Source organism: Chryseotalea sanaruensis, from assembly GCF_003990915.1.
Taxonomy (GTDB): Bacteria; Bacteroidota; Bacteroidia; order Cytophagales; family Cyclobacteriaceae; genus Chryseotalea; species Chryseotalea sanaruensis.
This window is the reverse complement of the sequence record NZ_BHXQ01000001.1, coordinates 1031043-1047125: the sequence shown is the minus strand read 5'-3', so window position 1 is coordinate 1047125 and position 16083 is coordinate 1031043. Positions and strand designations below refer to the sequence as shown.

Here is a 16083-nt window from a genome sequence, read left to right as displayed (position 1 = left end):
AGGTTTAGTGCTATAAAGTAAAAACCTTTTCCTAATTTTCGAACTCCGATCCTGTAATAATTCATTTTGAAGAAGATTTTAGCCCAATACACGAAAGAGCAGGTTAAAAAAGCCGCTCAGATTAAAGCCATTTTTTTTGATGTTGATGGCGTGCTCACCGATGGTAAAATTATTTACGATGCCAACGGTAAGGAGATTAAAAACTTCAACGTAAAAGATGGACAAATCATATCTCATTTGCGCAAAGCTGGCATTTTAGTGGGCGCTATTTCTGGTCGCGATTCGGTGGTTACTGCTAATCGCGCTGCAGAACTTAAATTCGATTTTTGCCACCAGGGTATTGTAGACAAAGGCGCAGTAGTTGAAAAGCTTGCAGCACACCATAAATTAAAAGCCAAAGAAATGGCTTATGTTGGTGATGATATTATTGATTTAGTGGCATTTAAATTGGTTGGTTTGGCTGTGTGCCCTGCTGATGCATTCGATTATATCAAAGATAAAGTTGATTTGATATCCAAATATAATGGAGGCGAAGGAGTAGTGCGCGAAGTAGGCGATTTAGTACTTGCTGCACAAGGTAAATTTGAGAAGATTCTAAAAGGCTGATGTAGCAATCAGTGGATAAAGAAAGTACGTATTTATGTATCTTTGAAGGGATTTAGCTATGAAACCGATAACAGACTTTCAGCAAGTGGATCTTACTATCGCTTGACCTCAACGAAGTCTTTGAAGACATTGTAAAAGAACAGGAAGAAGACTACAGCACTTATAATCGTATTCCATTCAACTAATCGAACAACTATCATCGAACAACCAATAACGAACAACTAACAACCAAAAGCAGTGGAGATTTTTAAAGATAAAGTTCAGGTAACAGACAAGATCACCCTGGGTGGTGATAAGATGGTTTTATTTGCAGGCCCTTGTGCCGCAGAGAGCTACGAGATTTGTATGGAAGTGGGCACGCACATGAAAAAACTAACCGAGCAGTTAGGTATTCAATATGTGTTCAAAGCTTCTTTCGATAAAGCCAACCGTACTTCATTAGGTTCTTACCGTGGCCCTTCGATGGAAGGTGGCTTACAGATATTAGAACGTGTAAAGAAAGATTTGCAAGTGCCTATTGTTACCGATGTACACGAAAGTTATCAGTGTGCAGAAGCAGCTACAGTAGCAGATGTGCTACAGATTCCAGCCTTCTTATGTCGTCAAACAGATTTGCTAAAAGCAGCGGCCCGTACAGGCAAGGCTGTTAAAGTGAAGAAGGGTCAATTTATGGCACCAGAAGACATGCAATATGCAGTAGCCAAAGTAAAAGGAGAGGGCAACAACAATGTATTTCTGACAGAACGTGGAAGCACTTTTGGTTATAATAATTTGGTAGTAGATATGCGTTCATTGCCGATCATGCGCCAATACACACCTGTTATTTTTGATGTTACACACAGCGTGCAGCGCCCGGGTGGCTTGGGTGGTAAAAGTGGAGGCGACCGTCAGTTTACTTCCTATTTGGCAAAAGCAGCGGCTGCAGTAGGGGTCGATGGTTTCTTCATTGAAACACACCCTAATCCAGAGAAAGCATTAAGCGATGGTCCGAACATGATTCCCTTGCATGAAATGGAAGCGTTTTTGAAAACTATTTTGGCAATTTGGACACTTCATAAACAAGCGTAGACTTTTACGTTTTAAAATGGTTTTCTCTCAAATTTTTGTTCTACTAATTGTCGTATTCCTAGTGCTGGCACTTTACAAAGAGTGGTTTAACCCGGCACTAACCTTTTTTATCTGTGCGATGGCACTTGTCATTACAGGTATTATAAGCCCTGCAGAATTGTTAAAGGGTTTATCTAATCAGCAGATAATTATTATTTTTTTATTAGTGTTAGTTACTGCGGGTATTCGCTCATTAGTAGGTACAGAACTTCTTAGTCGATTTTTTAAAGAGTCATTAACTCCAAAAGCATTTTTGTTGAGATTAATGATTTTCTCTTCTTCAACATCTTCGTTACTCAATAATACGCCTATAGTAGCATTTTTGATTCCCTATGTAAAAGATTGGGCCTCAAGAACCGGAAATTCTTCTTCTAAATTTTTAATACCGCTTTCTCATGCCACAATTTTAGGAGGTATGATTACTGTTGTAGGTACTTCCACCAACTTGGTATTAAATGGATTGATTGAGTCCTATCATCTTCCACTATTAAACTTTACAGACTTTCTTTATCTAGGTTTGATAGTAACTGTAATCGGATGGATATACTTCTATTTTGTAGGTTACGCTCTTCTGCCAGATAATAAGGATAAGTTAACTACAATTTATAAGCATCTAAAAGAGTATATCGTTGAAACAGAATTATCTGAGAACTCTAAGCTCATTGGTAGAACTGTTAAGGATGCCGGGTTAAGAAATTTACAAGATGTATTTTTGGTAGAAATACTACGGGATGAGCAAGTTATTTCACCAGTTTCCCCAGAACAAGTACTACATAGTGGTGATTTACTTTTCTTCTCTGGTAATACAAGTGCCATTTATAAACTAATTGAAGATGACAATGGTCTTCGTTTGCCAAAGCAAGAGCATATAGAAAAAGAAGGACAATTCAATTTCGTGGAAGCGATAATTCCATCGGGTTCTGATTTAACCGGTGTAAAAATAAAAGATTCAAATTTTCGAAGTCGTTTTAGTGCATCTATTGTAGCAGTGCATAGGGATGGAAAACGTTTGGGAGGAAAAATGGGAGAAGCACAATTAGCTGGTGGTGACTTTCTATTATTACTTGCTGGAGAATCAAGTATAAAAAATGATCAGCACAAAGACCTTTTCTACCTTTCGGTGCCGCAAAAACTTTCAGCAAAAAAACCTTTCTGGTATAAGTGGTTGGGCATAGGTGTATTCGGAGCCTTAATATTGGGCGTTACTGGCATTATACCCTTATTCTCGGCTTGTCTGGTCTTATTATGTGTACTGGTGTTTTCCGGAAGATTATCACTAAGTCAAATAAGACAAAATCTTGATCTGAGTTTGTTGCTGATCCTGGTTTGCTCTTTGGCCATTGGCATAGCGTTGGAAAAAACGGGTACTGCAGATATGATGGCATCAACGCTATTAAAATATGGACAAGAATTTGGCCCTGTAGTTATGCTGTCAGTACTTTTTATTACTACTATTTTACTAACTTCTCTCATTACAAACGCAGCAGCTGTTTCTATAATGTTTCCTATTGCAATGGCCATTGCTTCACAAATGGTTTTAAACACTACACCCTTTTTTGTTGCCATTGCCTTCGCAGCTTCAGGTGATTTCATGACGCCAATTGGTTATCAAACTAATTTAATGGTATACGGACCAGGGGGTTATACATTCAAGGATTTTTTAAGAGCAGGCACTCCTTTTACGATTCTCTATTCAATTGTGTGCATTACATTTATTGTACTTTTTTACAAGTTATAGTATGAACAATCTTTTCCCATTTCAAACAAAAGTTTCGCTTGCTGAACGTGAATTAATGTTAAAGCAAAAACCTAAATTGATCTGGTTAACAGGTTTGTCTGGTTCTGGTAAATCGACTATTTCAGTTCAGCTAGAGTATCAATTACATGCTATGGGTTTTAAAACGTATTTATTAGATGGAGACAATATTCGCACGGGATTAAACAAGGATCTTAATTTCTCAAATGAAGGAAGAAGTGAAAATATCAGACGAATTGCTGAAGTATCTAAATTAATGATGGATGCAGGTATTGTTGTCATAGCTGCATTTATTTCACCTTTTAAGGCAGATAGAAACCGAGTTAAGCATATTGTAGGGCAGTCAAACTATATTGAGGTTTTTGTGAATTGCCCAGTAGAAGTTTGTGAGCAAAGAGATGTTAAGGGTTTATATAAAAAAGCAAGAGCAGGAGAAATTAAGGACTTTACGGGGATAAGTTCACCTTACGAAATACCTCAAAATCCGGATATTCGCATTGAATCAGATATTCAGAGTCTAGAGGAATCCTTACATTTGCTACTTGATTTAATCGTTCCTAAGATTTCATTTACATGAATCAATACTATTTAAGCCATTTAAAAGAATTAGAAGCTGAGGCTATCTACGTTATTCGTGAAGTGGTAGCACAATTTGAAAAGCCAGCATTATTGTTTTCAGGTGGGAAAGATTCAATTGTTTTGGCATACTTGTCAAAAAAAGCATTTTATCCGGCACGCATACCTTTTCCTCTGGTACACATAGACACAGGTCACAATTTCCCTGAAACAATGGTGTATCGTGATTGGCTTGTCAACGAGCTTCAAGTTAAATTAGTTGTTGGCTCAGTTCAGGAAAGCATTGACAAAGGGCGCGTACGCGAAGAAACAGGCTACAATGCCAGTCGAAATGCCTTGCAAACAGTTACTTTGTTAGATACTATTGAATTGCATAAGTATGATGCAGCGATGGGAGGAGCAAGAAGAGACGAAGAAAAAGCAAGAGCCAAAGAAAGGTTCTTCTCACACAGAGATGAATTTGGTCAATGGGATCCAAAGAATCAGCGACCTGAACTTTGGAATATTTTTAATGGGAGAAAGCAAATGGGGGAACACTTCAGGGTTTTTCCAATTTCAAACTGGACGGAAATGGATGTTTGGCAATATATTCAACAAGAGAATATTCCTATACCTACACTGTATTACACCCACGAACGTGAGGTAATTTCTCGTGATGGTGCATTACTATCTACTTCAGCATGGCTAAAATTGAAAGAGGGTGAGATGCCAGAAAAAAAACGAGTTCGCTTCAGAACATGTGGCGACATGCCCATTACAGGTGCTGTTGAATCTGACGCAGATACAATTGAGAAAATAATTGAAGAAGTTGCCGCTTCTCGTAAAACAGAGAGGGGAACACGTGCAGATGATAAACGATCTGAAACAGCGATGGAGGATAGAAAAAAATCTGGCTATTTTTAGTGTACTGTCTCTTGTTGGTTTAAGTGAAAACCAACAATTGGCAATTGACAATTGACAATTAAAAAGAATGAATCAACTATTACGTTTCACAACAGCAGGCAGTGTAGATGATGGCAAAAGCACTTTGATTGGCCGCTTATTATATGACAGCAAATCTATATTTGAAGATCAATTAGAAGCTGTTGAGGCATCTAGCCAGAAAAGAGGTTTTGATTATGTTGATTTATCACTATTAACTGACGGACTAAAGTCTGAACGTGAGCAAGGCATTACCATTGATGTAGCATATAGATATTTCGCTACTCCAAAAAGGAAATTTATTATTGCAGATGCACCTGGTCATATTCAGTATACCCGCAATATGGTAACAGGTGCCTCTACTGCTAATCTAGCCCTGATTTTGATCGATGCTCGTAAAGGCTTGGTAGAGCAAACCTTTAGACATTCTTTTATAGCGTCTCTACTAAAGATACCGCATATTATTGTTTGTGTTAATAAAATGGATTTGGTTGATTACAAACAAGAGGTATATGATCAAATAGTTGAAGATTATAAATCATTTTCGTCTAAGCTAGAAGTTTCAGATATACAGTTTGTTCCAATCAGCGCTTTGGTTGGCGACAACGTAGTGAACCGCTCTGAAAAGATGAATTGGTATCAAGGAGCAACATTGCTACATATGCTTGAATCAGTGCATATTGAGAGCGATCATAATCATATCGACTCCCGCTTCCCTGTTCAGTACGTGATAAGACCACAGTCCATTGATCATCATGATTTCAGAGGGTATGCTGGAAGAGTGGCAGGTGGAATATTTCGTCCGGGTGATGATGTGTTGGTAATGCCATCAGGGTTTCAATCGAAGGTAAAAAATATATTCGTAGGTGAAGATAAAGTTGAATCAGCCTTTGCTCCCATGTCAGTTACGATGACATTAGAGGATGAAATTGACATAAGCAGAGGCGATATCATTGCTAAAATTAACAACCATCCTCAATCAGATCAGGATATTGATGTAATGGTTTGTTGGATGAATCAAAAGCCAACTGCTGTTAATGCTCGACTATTGGTAAGGCATACTAACAAGGAAGTAAAAGTTGTATTAAAGGAAATTCAATACAAGCTTGATATCAATTCCTTGCAACGAATTGAAAATGCAGAGTACTTGAACATGAACGATATTGCTCGAATTCGTATAAGAACAGCACAGGCACTTCAATACGATAGTTATCGTAAAAACCGTATTACAGGAAGTTTGATACTTATTGACGAGCAAACAAATGAGACAGTTGCATCAGGCATGATTGTTTAATAGGACACACAGAAATTTTGAATCTAAATAACTTATTAACAAACGCCATTGAAGCCGCAGAAGCAGCTTGTTTGGATATTCTCGAAGTTTACAATACTGCTGATTTTCAGGAAGAACGTAAGGGCGATCAGTCTCCACTTACCCTGGCAGATAAGAGAAGTCATGCAACAATTGCTGGCATATTGGCCTCAACAAACTTACCTGTGCTTAGTGAAGAGGGTAAGACAATACCTTATGAGATCAGAAAAAACTGGGAATATTTTTGGATGGTAGACCCCCTCGATGGTACAAAAGAGTTTATCAAACGCAATGGTGAGTTTACTGTAAACATAGCCTTAATTCATAACCAAGAACCAATCTTAGGTGTCGTTGCCATACCGGTAACCAATCAGGTTTTTTATGCGGTAAAGAACCAGGGAGCATTTATAAAAGAAAACCAATTAACCAGAAAGCTGGCATACAGACCCTCCGTTGACTTGAGCAAACCTGGTGTAAGGGTTGTAGCCTCACGATCACATATCGATTTGGAAACGCAGGCTTTTGTAAACAAACTGAATGAACCTCAATTAGTTTCTAAAGGGAGTAGTTTAAAGTTTTTATTAGTAGCGGAGGGAGCTGCCGATGTTTATCCTCGTTTTGCACCAACAATGGAATGGGATACCGCTGCAGCACATGCTATAGTAAATGAGGTCGGCTACAGGGTTTTGCAAAAAGATTCTGATAAGCCCGTTCAATACAATAAACCTGATTTATTGAATCCATTTTTTATCTGCATTGCCTGATAAGTATTAGCCTCAATAAAGACATGAAGCAGTGGTTTGTATTTTACACCAAAAGCCGTCACGAAAAAAAGGTTTTCGAAGTACTCACCCGCAATGGTTTTGAAGCGTTTTTGCCTATGCAAAAGGTAATGAAGCAATGGAGCGATCGAAAGAAAAAGGTAGAAGTACCGCTCTTTAACTCTTATATTTTTGTTTACGATACAATTGAGAAAATACCTGTAATTCTACAAACTCCAGGCATTAGCTGGAATATTCGCCATAACGATAAACCTGCTGTACTTCATGAAAAGGAATATACCCTTATAAACCGTTTTCTGGAATCAGGTCTCTTCTTAGAATCCATGAGTATTCCGGATTTGAAGTCCGGAGACAAAGTTAAAATTATAGACGGCTCTCTTAAAGGCATTGAAGGTCAGTTGGTTAGCATAGAAGATAAGCAACACTTTGTTGTTCACCTTGAATCTTTTACAGGCTCAATTAGGGTAGCATTAGACCCGAAACTACTGCAGGCTATTTAGCGATTCTACACCCAGCTAGCCAAAATCCATCATTTCAGGTTTGGCCAAGTGTAGAGGTGAATTTTTTGAATTTTAATGAGTAAAATTTTTACTCATTAAATCTTTACTTTAACTTTAAACCGTGCTAGAGGGCCTTATTACATCCAGAACGCGTATTAAGATGCTGTTGAAGTTCTTCACTAACAGTACCTCAACTGCCTACCTGAGGGGTTTGGCAGAAGAATTTGACGAATCCACTAACTCTATCCGACATGAGTTAAATAACCTGTCTAAGGCAGGTTATCTCGTTTCCGCTGAGAATGGGCGAACAGTAGAGTATAGAGCTAATACCAATCATCCATTATTTCAAGACCTGAAAAGTCTCGTTCACAAATATTTAGGTTTGGATAAGATCATCGAGAACATTGTTTTCAAACTAGGTGACCTACAGGCTGCGTATATCATTGGTGATTATGCTAAAGGAAAGGATAGTGGGACTATTGAGTTATTGTTAGTAGGTGCCATAGACGAGGACTATGCATTAAAATTAGTAGAGAAAGCAAAGAAGTTAATACAACGAGACATAAAAATATGCATCATCAGCAAGGCCCAATGGGAGCAGCAGGAAAAGGTAATTGCTCCGCTTTTGCTATGGACTACTGACTAAAAAATGGTGATTCGTGCAATGTGTTAATCACGAATAACCAATAATAAATAAAAGTAAATGCAACTTACTCACTGGGACTGAGGAGGCGGAGCTGTAAGGATACCACGATAAAATAATTGCTGGAATGACTATATTTAAGGTTAAAATGAATGATACCATGAGGATACTTGTACTTTTTGCATCCTTGGCTTTTTTAGGGAGTTGTGTACCTAACAGAAAGTATGTGTATCTACAAAAGAATGATGTGAATTCAAAAGTCTTACCTAAAGACACAGTTGTTAGAGAGTATAGTTATGAAGACTTTGCGTATAAAATTCAGCCTGAAGACATTCTATCAGTACGCTTTGAAAGTTTAACACCTCAGCAGTATGATTTTTTTACTAAAGACATACAATTGGCCGGGCAATCTTTAAGTCAACAAGCTAATCCTTTGCTTATAGGTGAATTGGTTGATAACGAAGGTATGGTACCATTCCCTGTTGTTGGTAAAGTAAAAGTTGCAGGTCTTACAATCTATGAGGCTCAGGATACTCTCCAAAAAATAGCCAATCAATATTTACAGAATCCAATTGTAAAGGTAAGGTTAATTAATTTCAGGATTACCTTCTTAGGTGAAGTTAATAGAGAAGGCACTATAACGCTTAGTAATAATCGTGTTAGCCTGATGGAGGCAATAGGGCTGGCTGGAGGTCTAACCGATTTGGCTGATAAGAAAAATATTAAACTGATAAGAATTCGAAATGGTCAAACTGATGTGCAGTACATTGACTTATTAGATGAGGATTTTATGCAATCCCCTAACTTTTTCATTAATCAAAATGATCTTATTATAGTACCTGCACTTAGACAGCGTCCTTATAGAAAGTATGTGGGCCAAAATGTATCGTTGGCTATTTCTGCTTTAACACTTGTTGTTTTAACTATTAACTTATTGACAAATTAACGTGACTCAGGACTTTAATAATAAAAATGGATCAATATCAAAAGAAGGTTTAGATATTGATCCCAAAAGAATCATTTACCAGGCAACTCGCTATTGGTACTTAATTGCCTTGAGTATTCTAACAGGTTTAACTGTAGCCTTCTTAATTAATCGTTACGCTACGCGCATATATTCTATCAATGCCTCCATTATTATCAAGGAAACACAGGAGGCTTCCGGAGGAGAATTGCTTTACAACAATCCTTTAGTAAAATTTTACAGAAATTATTTGAACGAGATTTATATTATCAGGTCAATTCCTTTAATACAAAGATCCGTTCAGCAAAAGGGGTTTGATAAAACCTTTTTCAGAATAGGAAATTTTTTGACCACAGAATCTTATAAAACACTTCCTTTCTCGATAGATATTATTAAAAATGAACAAGATAAAGTACTTGACTTCAACTTTGATCTTATAAATAATGATAAGTTCAGCTTATCCTATTTTCAGGATGGTGAGAAAATTACCGAAGAAAAAAAATTTGGAGAGGAGATCACAGTTGAGGATGTCGTCTTTAAGCTTAATGTAAATAAAGATTTATCAGACACTTCAATTGGTGGTTCTTTTGCCTTTTCTTATAAAACACCCTTTGACGTAGCCCGATCATATGCTGGCCGATTGCAAGCTGAATGGGCTGAAGAAGGTGCTGGAGTCATCAATCTGTCTATTCGAGGAGCCAATTCAAATAAAGAAATTGATTTCCTTAATGGATTAATCGAGAATTATCAGCAATATGATCTGGAAAAGAAAAATGTCACAGCAACCAATACAATAGAATTTATTAATGATCAATTAAACAATATTAGCGACTCTTTGTCCAAAGCTGAGCGTCAATTGGAAGTTTTTAAAAACAAGAATATTGTTACAGATCTTAATAGTGAAGCACTACGCTTATATCAAAAAGTAGAAGGGTTTGAGGTACAGAAATCAGAGTTAATTATTAGAGCTAGTTATTACAACTACCTGATAAATTATATCAACAATAATACTGAGTTAGATAAAGTTATCCTGCCCAGTTCTGTGGGTATTACCGATCAGATTTTAATCGAACTTGTTTCAGAGATTATTAAGATACAGACAGACATTAAAATGCTGACCCGATCGGATAAACTGGAAAATCCTTTTGTTGCCGATGGTAGAAAAAGAATTAATGTGCTTAAGGGAGATATACTAGAATCAATCGATAACCAGAAATCGGTAGATAAAATAAAGCTTGATTTTTTAGGGAAGAATATAAAAGAGATAGAAAAACAATTAAGTACTTTGCCTTTAGCTGAAAGACAGTTTATCAATATAAAAAGGAATTACGCTTTATTAGAAAGCCTTTACGTGTTTCTGCTTCAGAAAAGAGCCGAGGCCGGTATATCTAAAGCATCAAATACATCAGACATAGTTGTTGTTAATCCTCCAATTGCTAATGGTCCAATTTCACCATCTACCAGTAGAAACTACTTTCTTGGCTTATCCATCGGTTTAACACTGCCATTTATCTTCTTTGTGATGCTTGAACTATCTAACACGCGAGTTCAGTCGCGTGAAGATGTTGAGAGAATAACCACCATTCCATTTATTGGAGGCGTGGGGCATAAACGTTTAGATATTAATCTGGAGGTGCTTTCTAAACCAAAATCGGCCATCTCAGAATCGTTTCGAGCTTTGCGATCTAATCTTAATTACTTTCTGCAGGGAAAAGAAAAAGGCGTATTTCTGATTACAAGTTCTATAAGTGGGGAGGGTAAAACGTTCACTTCTATTAACCTCGCTTCTGTGTTTGCACTCTCCGGTAAGAAGACACTGATTGTAGGTGCAGACATGCGAAAGCCAAAGATTTTTGCAGATTTTAATTTAGATAACTCAATAGGCTTAAGCAATTATTTAGCTGGCTTGGCAACACTGGAAGAGATTACCAGGACAACGGACTATCCAAACCTGAATTTAATAAGTGGAGGTCCTGTACCACCCAATCCTTCCGAGTTGATCTTATCTGACCGGATGAGTGATTTTTTAAGCAAGGTGAAGGAAAATTACGATTTCATTTTTATTGACTCCCCTCCATTGGCTCTGGTGACGGATGCCTTTGTTCTTTCGGGAATGGTGGATCATACCTTATTTATAGTTCGTCAGAACTATACGCCAAAGCCTCTGCTTAGAACTATAGATGATTTTTATAAAGATGGTAAAATCAAAAACATTAGTCTTGTTTTGAACGATATCTATAAATCGGGCCCCGGTTATGGCTATGGTTACTCCTATGGTTATGGCTATCATTATGGCTATGGTTATGGAACTTCAAAGAACAATGGTGGGGGTTATTACGAATAATGTTCGACTCCATACAAGCTGGTAAGCTCATAATTTTTTACTCTTGATTGAAAAGGTGGTAAAAACTGATGTAGACTTAAAAAAGCATAAGTCCCAAACCATTAGTGGTATCAAGTGGAATATGCTGAATCAGTTGGTAAATCTGGCATTACTATTTGCTGTAGGCATTATGCTTATGCGTATACTAACTCCTACCGAGTTTGGTTTAATGGGGATGGTGAATGTTTTTTCAGGATTCTTATTTGTCATGGCTAACGTAGGCATAAGCTCATCACTTATACAATCCAAACAAATTGATGAGGTTGATAAGAGTACCGTGTTTTGGACGACTGTGATTATTAATTCATTGCTTACTTTAATGTTAATTTTAGTAAGTCCACTTATTGCAGGCTTTTATAATGAACCTAAACTCATATATATTACCTGTGCATTATCTTCCGTTTTCATTATTCAGGCACTTGGATCTATTCATGGTATCTTGTTACGTAAACAGTTGGCATTCAAAACCATTTTCATTAACAATACGCTTGCCGGTATTTTGGCGTCAATTATTTCAATTGCTTCAGCATTAAATGGAGCCGGTGTTTGGGCACTTGTTGTACAGCAAGTGTGTATGGCACTATTTACGAGCATCTTTTACTGGTTCAATAGTTCTTTTCGCCCATCCTTTATATTCTCTTACACAAAGCTTAAAACTCATTTAAAGTTTGGGCTACCACTTTTAGGTTCAAATAGTTTCCATTATTGGATAGGAAGTGGCGATAATTTACTTATTGGTAAATTTCTTGGTGTAGATGCGCTTGGAATTTACGCACGCGCTTACTCCATTGTTACTTTGCCTACGCGCAGGTTTAACATTGTATTTACAACGGTACTCTTTCCTTCATTTTCTCAAATTAAGGATGATAGACAAAGAGTAAGAACAATCTACCTGAAGGTAATGAGGGTCATTGCGTTCTTTGTATTGCCAGGTATGGGTTTATTAATTGTAATGGCAGAACCATTTGTTTTATTACTCGCTGGCGAAACCTGGTTAGAAATGGTTACTATACTTCAATTACTTTCAGTTGTAGCTGCTATAAAATCACTTGGCTTTCTAACCAGTAATGTATTGTTATCCCAAGGTCGTTCGAATATAGATTTTAAACTAAATACCTTCTCGGGCTTAATTACTTTGATCGGATTTTTTCTGGCTGTGCAAGCAGGTATGCTAACTGTAGGTGTGGTTTATGTGGTAACTTCCATATTGGTAATAATACCTTCATGGTATCTTGCTGGTAAAGAAATTGCTTGTACCATTCAGCATACGTTGCTAAATATTTTACCATTACTGGTGATAGCAATTGTTCTAACAGGTCTTGGTTACATTACATTACAGTATTTCAATGAATTGTCGACTTATTTTAAGGTAGCCATAGCTTCAATTGAATATACATTTGGTTGGATTACACTCAATTATCTTTTCAATAAAAAGGTTTTTTCAGAAATAGTTACACTAGTGAAAGATTCGACACGAAGATCTTAGTAAGACATTATGGATTTAACAAATAAGTCAATTCTTATTACCGGAGGTACAGGTTCCTTAGGTAAGGCCTTAACAGCTCATATTCTTGCCAAATGGCCCCAAACTAAACGCCTTGTTATTTTTTCCCGCGATGAACAGAAACAATTTCAAATGGCTCAGGATTATCCTCAGGATAAATTTCCACAAATCCGATTTTTTATTGGTGACGTGCGCGATTTTGACCGTGTCAGGCGTGCGCTTAAAGGCATTGATTATGTAATTCATGCAGCTGCCATGAAACACGTACCCATTGCTGAGTATAACCCTATGGAATGTGTAAAAACAAACATTATGGGCGCGGAAAATGTTATCAATGCCTGTCTCGAAACTGAAGTAGAGCGTGTGGTAGCGCTTTCTACAGATAAGGCAGCGGCTCCAATTAATCTTTATGGAGCCACCAAATTGGCTTCCGATAAATTATTTGTTGCAGCTAATAACATCAGAGGGTGGAACCCAATTCGATTCAGTGTGGTGCGCTATGGTAACGTAATGGGATCTAATGGATCAGTAATTCCTTTCTTCCTCAAGAAGAAAAAAGAGGGCGTACTGCCCATAACTGAGCCCACCATGACTCGCTTTAATATAACCCTGCAAGGCGGGGTGGATATGGTCATGCATGCGCTTGAACATGCGTGGGGAGGAGAAATTTATGTGCCTAAGATACCCTCTTATAAAATTTTAGATGTGGCAGAAGCGATTGGACCTGAATGCAGCAAACCAGTGATTGGTATTCGGCCAGGTGAAAAGATACATGAAGAAATGATTACATCATCAGATTCTTTCCACACCTATGATGTAGGCAATTATTATGTAATTGTACCTGCCACTTCACGTTGGAAACTCCCAGATTTTATCGAACAATTCAAAGCCAAGAAAGTAGAGATGGGTTTTGCCTATAACTCTGCTACTAATTCGGAGTGGGTTTCTGTTGCTGAGCTACGAAAGTTAATAAAGGAGAATGTTGATCATTCCTTTGATGAAATCTAATACACCTTTTTACCAATGATGAGAAATATTCCTTACGGTAAACAACATATTACTTCAGAAGATGTTGAAGCTGTTAACAAAGTTTTGCTTTCTGATTTTTTAACGCAAGGCCCTACTATCAATAAGTTGGAAGAAGCTTTTGCTCAGTACGTAGGTGCTCAGTATGCAGTTGCTGTTGCCAATGGCACAGCCGCTTTGCACCTTTGCGCCTTAGCGCTTAATGTAAAGGCAGGCGATAAGGTCATCACCACACCCATTACCTTTGCGGCATCAGCAAACTGTGTGCGCTATGCTGGAGGAGATGTTGTATTTGCTGACATTGATCCCGCTACGTATACAATAGATATTGCAAAAGTACGTGCATTATTGGAGGCATCCCCTAAAGGTACCTATACAGGAATTATACCGGTAGATTTTTCGGGCTACCCTGTAAATCTTGAGGCATTCCGACAGCTTGCTGATGAACACGGACTTTGGATTATTGAAGATGCCTGCCATGCGCCCGGTGGATACTTTATGGACAGTAAGGGTAAAAAGCAAATGTGCGGTAATGGTGCCTTTGCAGACCTTGCCATTTTCTCCTTTCATCCGGTAAAACATATTGCGGCAGGTGAGGGAGGGATGATCACTACAAATTCTAAGGCCTTATACGATAAACTATTATTACTAAGAACTCACGGCATTACTAAAAATCCTGATTTGCTGGAAGAAAATCATGGTGGCTGGTATTATGAAATGCAGGAGCTTGGGTACAATTATCGCCTAACCGATTTTCAGGCAGCTTTAGCACTCAGTCAACTTTCGCGAGCTGATGCAGGTTTAAAAAGAAGAGAAACGATTGCAAAAAAATATGATGAAGCTTTTGCAAGACTAGGTATAATAAAGCAGCAAAGAGAGGCAAAGCACCATAATGCATACCATCTTTATGTTATTGAAGTAGATAGAAGAAAGGAACTGTATGATTATCTGCGAGAGGCCGGAATTTTTTCGCAAGTTCATTATATACCCGTACACACCATGCCCTATTACAAAAAGTTGGGATGGAAAAAAGGAGATTTTCCCTTGGCAGAAAAGTATTATGAACGTTGTCTGAGTATTCCTATGTATCCATCGCTTACCGATGAGGAACAAGACTACGTAATTGAAAAAATAAAATCTTTTTTTGAGCGCTAACATTAACCATAGAATCGCACTCGGAACAGTTCAGTTTGGGTTGGACTACGGTATCAGTAATGCCAAAGGAAAAACATCCCTGAGAGAAGTGACCGAAATTTTAGACTTTGCCAGAGATCAACAGATCACCCTATTGGATACAGCCGCTGCCTATGGTAATAGTGAAGAAGTGATTGGGCAATGTACCGGTGCTGACTTTCAGCTTGTTTCAAAATTTATTGATGCTGGTGACCGCAAAGCTGTGCGTACCTCCTTGCTGACAAGTTTAGAGAAACTTAAGCGCCAATCTCTGTATGCTTATCTTGCTCACCACGCCAATAGCTTGATCGAACATCCCGTTTATTGGGAAGAGCTTCTGCAATTGAGAGAGGATAAACTCGTAAAAAAAATTGGATATTCATTGTACACGCCAGCGGAGTTAGAGAAGCTGTTTCAACTGAACATGATTCCTGATCTGATACAGATTCCTTTTAGTCTGCTGGACCAACGTTTCGCTCAGTACTTTAAGCTCCTGAAAGAGCGATCGGTTGAGATTCATGTAAGATCCGCTTTTTTGCAAGGACTTTTATTAATGGATAGTAAAGACCTTGGTGCTTTTTTTAATCCGGTAAAGCCCGTGATAGAAAAACTGACGGTGCAATTCCCCTCGATTGAAGAGAGAGCAGCTGCCTTGCTATTATTTTGCCTTCAGCATGCAGCGATTGATAAAGTAGTGATGGGTGTAAACACAAAAGTTCAGCTTGAAAGAAATCTGACTTCGTTACTTAAGGGAGCAGCGGTTGATAAAGATTTCGAAATAGGAGAAATATCCGAAGCTATTCTCATGCCTAATCAATGGCCTAAGTAAA

Annotated in this window: 15 protein-coding genes; all 15 read left to right on the top strand. The window is 37.9% G+C overall.

Features of this window, described 5'->3' with window-relative positions:
- Positions 1-66 precede the first annotated feature (66 nt).
- The 15 genes from SanaruYs_RS04245 (at position 67) to SanaruYs_RS04175 (ending at position 16082) form a co-directional block, all read left to right on the top strand.
- Positions 67-606 (top strand): KdsC family phosphatase, encoded by a 540-nt coding sequence (locus SanaruYs_RS04245; RefSeq protein ID WP_127121243.1) that lies wholly within the window; start codon positions 67-69, stop codon positions 604-606.
- A gap of 237 nt (positions 607-843) precedes the next feature.
- Positions 844-1674: a 3-deoxy-8-phosphooctulonate synthase gene (gene kdsA / locus SanaruYs_RS04240; protein WP_127121242.1), complete on the top strand. Its 831-nt coding sequence runs from the start codon at positions 844-846 to the stop codon at positions 1672-1674.
- Between the two features lie 16 nt (positions 1675-1690).
- Complete coding sequence (locus SanaruYs_RS04235) at positions 1691-3451, top strand: SLC13 family permease (protein ID WP_127121241.1); 1761 nt, start codon at positions 1691-1693, stop codon at positions 3449-3451.
- A 1-nt stretch (position 3452) separates the two neighbouring features.
- Positions 3453-4046 carry an adenylyl-sulfate kinase gene (cysC, locus tag SanaruYs_RS04230; protein WP_127121240.1) on the top strand — a complete coding sequence of 198 codons (594 nt, stop codon included), beginning with the start codon at positions 3453-3455 and terminating at the stop codon, positions 4044-4046.
- Positions 4043-4948, top strand: a complete 906-nt coding sequence (gene cysD, locus SanaruYs_RS04225) for a sulfate adenylyltransferase subunit CysD (RefSeq protein WP_127121239.1) — start codon at positions 4043-4045, stop codon at positions 4946-4948. The genes cysC and cysD overlap by 4 nt, the downstream gene beginning before the upstream one ends.
- A gap of 67 nt (positions 4949-5015) precedes the next feature.
- Positions 5016-6260 (top strand): sulfate adenylyltransferase subunit 1, encoded by a 1245-nt coding sequence (locus SanaruYs_RS04220; RefSeq protein ID WP_127121238.1) that lies wholly within the window; start codon positions 5016-5018, stop codon positions 6258-6260.
- 17 nt (positions 6261-6277) lie between these two features.
- Complete coding sequence (gene cysQ / locus SanaruYs_RS04215) at positions 6278-7042, top strand: 3'(2'),5'-bisphosphate nucleotidase CysQ (RefSeq protein ID WP_127121237.1); 765 nt, start codon at positions 6278-6280, stop codon at positions 7040-7042.
- Between the two features lie 23 nt (positions 7043-7065).
- Positions 7066-7560, top strand: a complete 495-nt coding sequence (locus SanaruYs_RS04210) for a UpxY family transcription antiterminator (RefSeq protein WP_127121236.1) — start codon at positions 7066-7068, stop codon at positions 7558-7560.
- Between the two features lie 121 nt (positions 7561-7681).
- A complete protein-coding gene (locus SanaruYs_RS04205) occupies positions 7682-8206 on the top strand; it encodes a helix-turn-helix domain-containing protein (RefSeq protein WP_127121235.1) in 525 nt (174 codons plus the stop codon).
- 157 nt (positions 8207-8363) lie between these two features.
- Positions 8364-9149 carry a polysaccharide biosynthesis/export family protein gene (locus SanaruYs_RS04200; RefSeq protein ID WP_127121234.1) on the top strand — a complete coding sequence of 262 codons (786 nt, stop codon included), beginning with the start codon at positions 8364-8366 and terminating at the stop codon, positions 9147-9149.
- Position 9150: 1 nt separating this feature from the next.
- On the top strand, positions 9151-11511 hold the full coding sequence (locus tag SanaruYs_RS04195) for a GumC family protein (protein ID WP_127121233.1): 2361 nt from the start codon (positions 9151-9153) through the stop codon (positions 11509-11511).
- Positions 11512-11554: 43 nt separating this feature from the next.
- Positions 11555-13036, top strand: coding sequence for a lipopolysaccharide biosynthesis protein (locus SanaruYs_RS04190; RefSeq protein ID WP_127121232.1), 1482 nt, complete (start codon positions 11555-11557; stop codon positions 13034-13036).
- A 9-nt stretch (positions 13037-13045) separates the two neighbouring features.
- The gene (pseB, locus tag SanaruYs_RS04185; protein ID WP_127121231.1) at positions 13046-14062 is read left to right on the top strand and encodes a UDP-N-acetylglucosamine 4,6-dehydratase (inverting); all 1017 of its coding nucleotides are present in this window, start codon (positions 13046-13048) and stop codon (positions 14060-14062) included.
- A 15-nt stretch (positions 14063-14077) separates the two neighbouring features.
- On the top strand, positions 14078-15235 hold the full coding sequence (gene pseC / locus SanaruYs_RS04180; RefSeq protein ID WP_127121230.1) for a UDP-4-amino-4,6-dideoxy-N-acetyl-beta-L-altrosamine transaminase: 1158 nt from the start codon (positions 14078-14080) through the stop codon (positions 15233-15235).
- Positions 15225-16082, top strand: a complete 858-nt coding sequence (locus tag SanaruYs_RS04175; protein ID WP_127121229.1) for an aldo/keto reductase — start codon at positions 15225-15227, stop codon at positions 16080-16082. Before pseC ends, SanaruYs_RS04175 begins: the two co-directional genes overlap by 11 nt.
- The last annotated feature ends 1 nt before the right edge of the window (position 16083 follow it).

What these genes read in the sequence shown, in the direction of transcription:
- SanaruYs_RS04235 (WP_127121241.1), top strand. Translation starts at nt 1,691, where the DNA reads ATGGTTTTCTCTCAAATTTTTGTTCTACTAATTGTCGTATTCCTAGTG.
- cysD (WP_127121239.1), top strand. Translation starts at nt 4,043, where the DNA reads ATGAATCAATACTATTTAAGCCATTTAAAAGAATTAGAAGCTGAGGCT.
- SanaruYs_RS04200 (WP_127121234.1), top strand. Translation starts at nt 8,364, where the DNA reads ATGAGGATACTTGTACTTTTTGCATCCTTGGCTTTTTTAGGGAGTTGT.
- cysC (WP_127121240.1), top strand. Translation starts at nt 3,453, where the DNA reads ATGAACAATCTTTTCCCATTTCAAACAAAAGTTTCGCTTGCTGAACGT.
- pseC (WP_127121230.1), top strand. Translation starts at nt 14,078, where the DNA reads ATGATGAGAAATATTCCTTACGGTAAACAACATATTACTTCAGAAGAT.
- pseB (WP_127121231.1), top strand. Translation starts at nt 13,046, where the DNA reads ATGGATTTAACAAATAAGTCAATTCTTATTACCGGAGGTACAGGTTCC.
- SanaruYs_RS04220 (WP_127121238.1), top strand. Translation starts at nt 5,016, where the DNA reads ATGAATCAACTATTACGTTTCACAACAGCAGGCAGTGTAGATGATGGC.
- SanaruYs_RS04210 (WP_127121236.1), top strand. Translation starts at nt 7,066, where the DNA reads ATGAAGCAGTGGTTTGTATTTTACACCAAAAGCCGTCACGAAAAAAAG.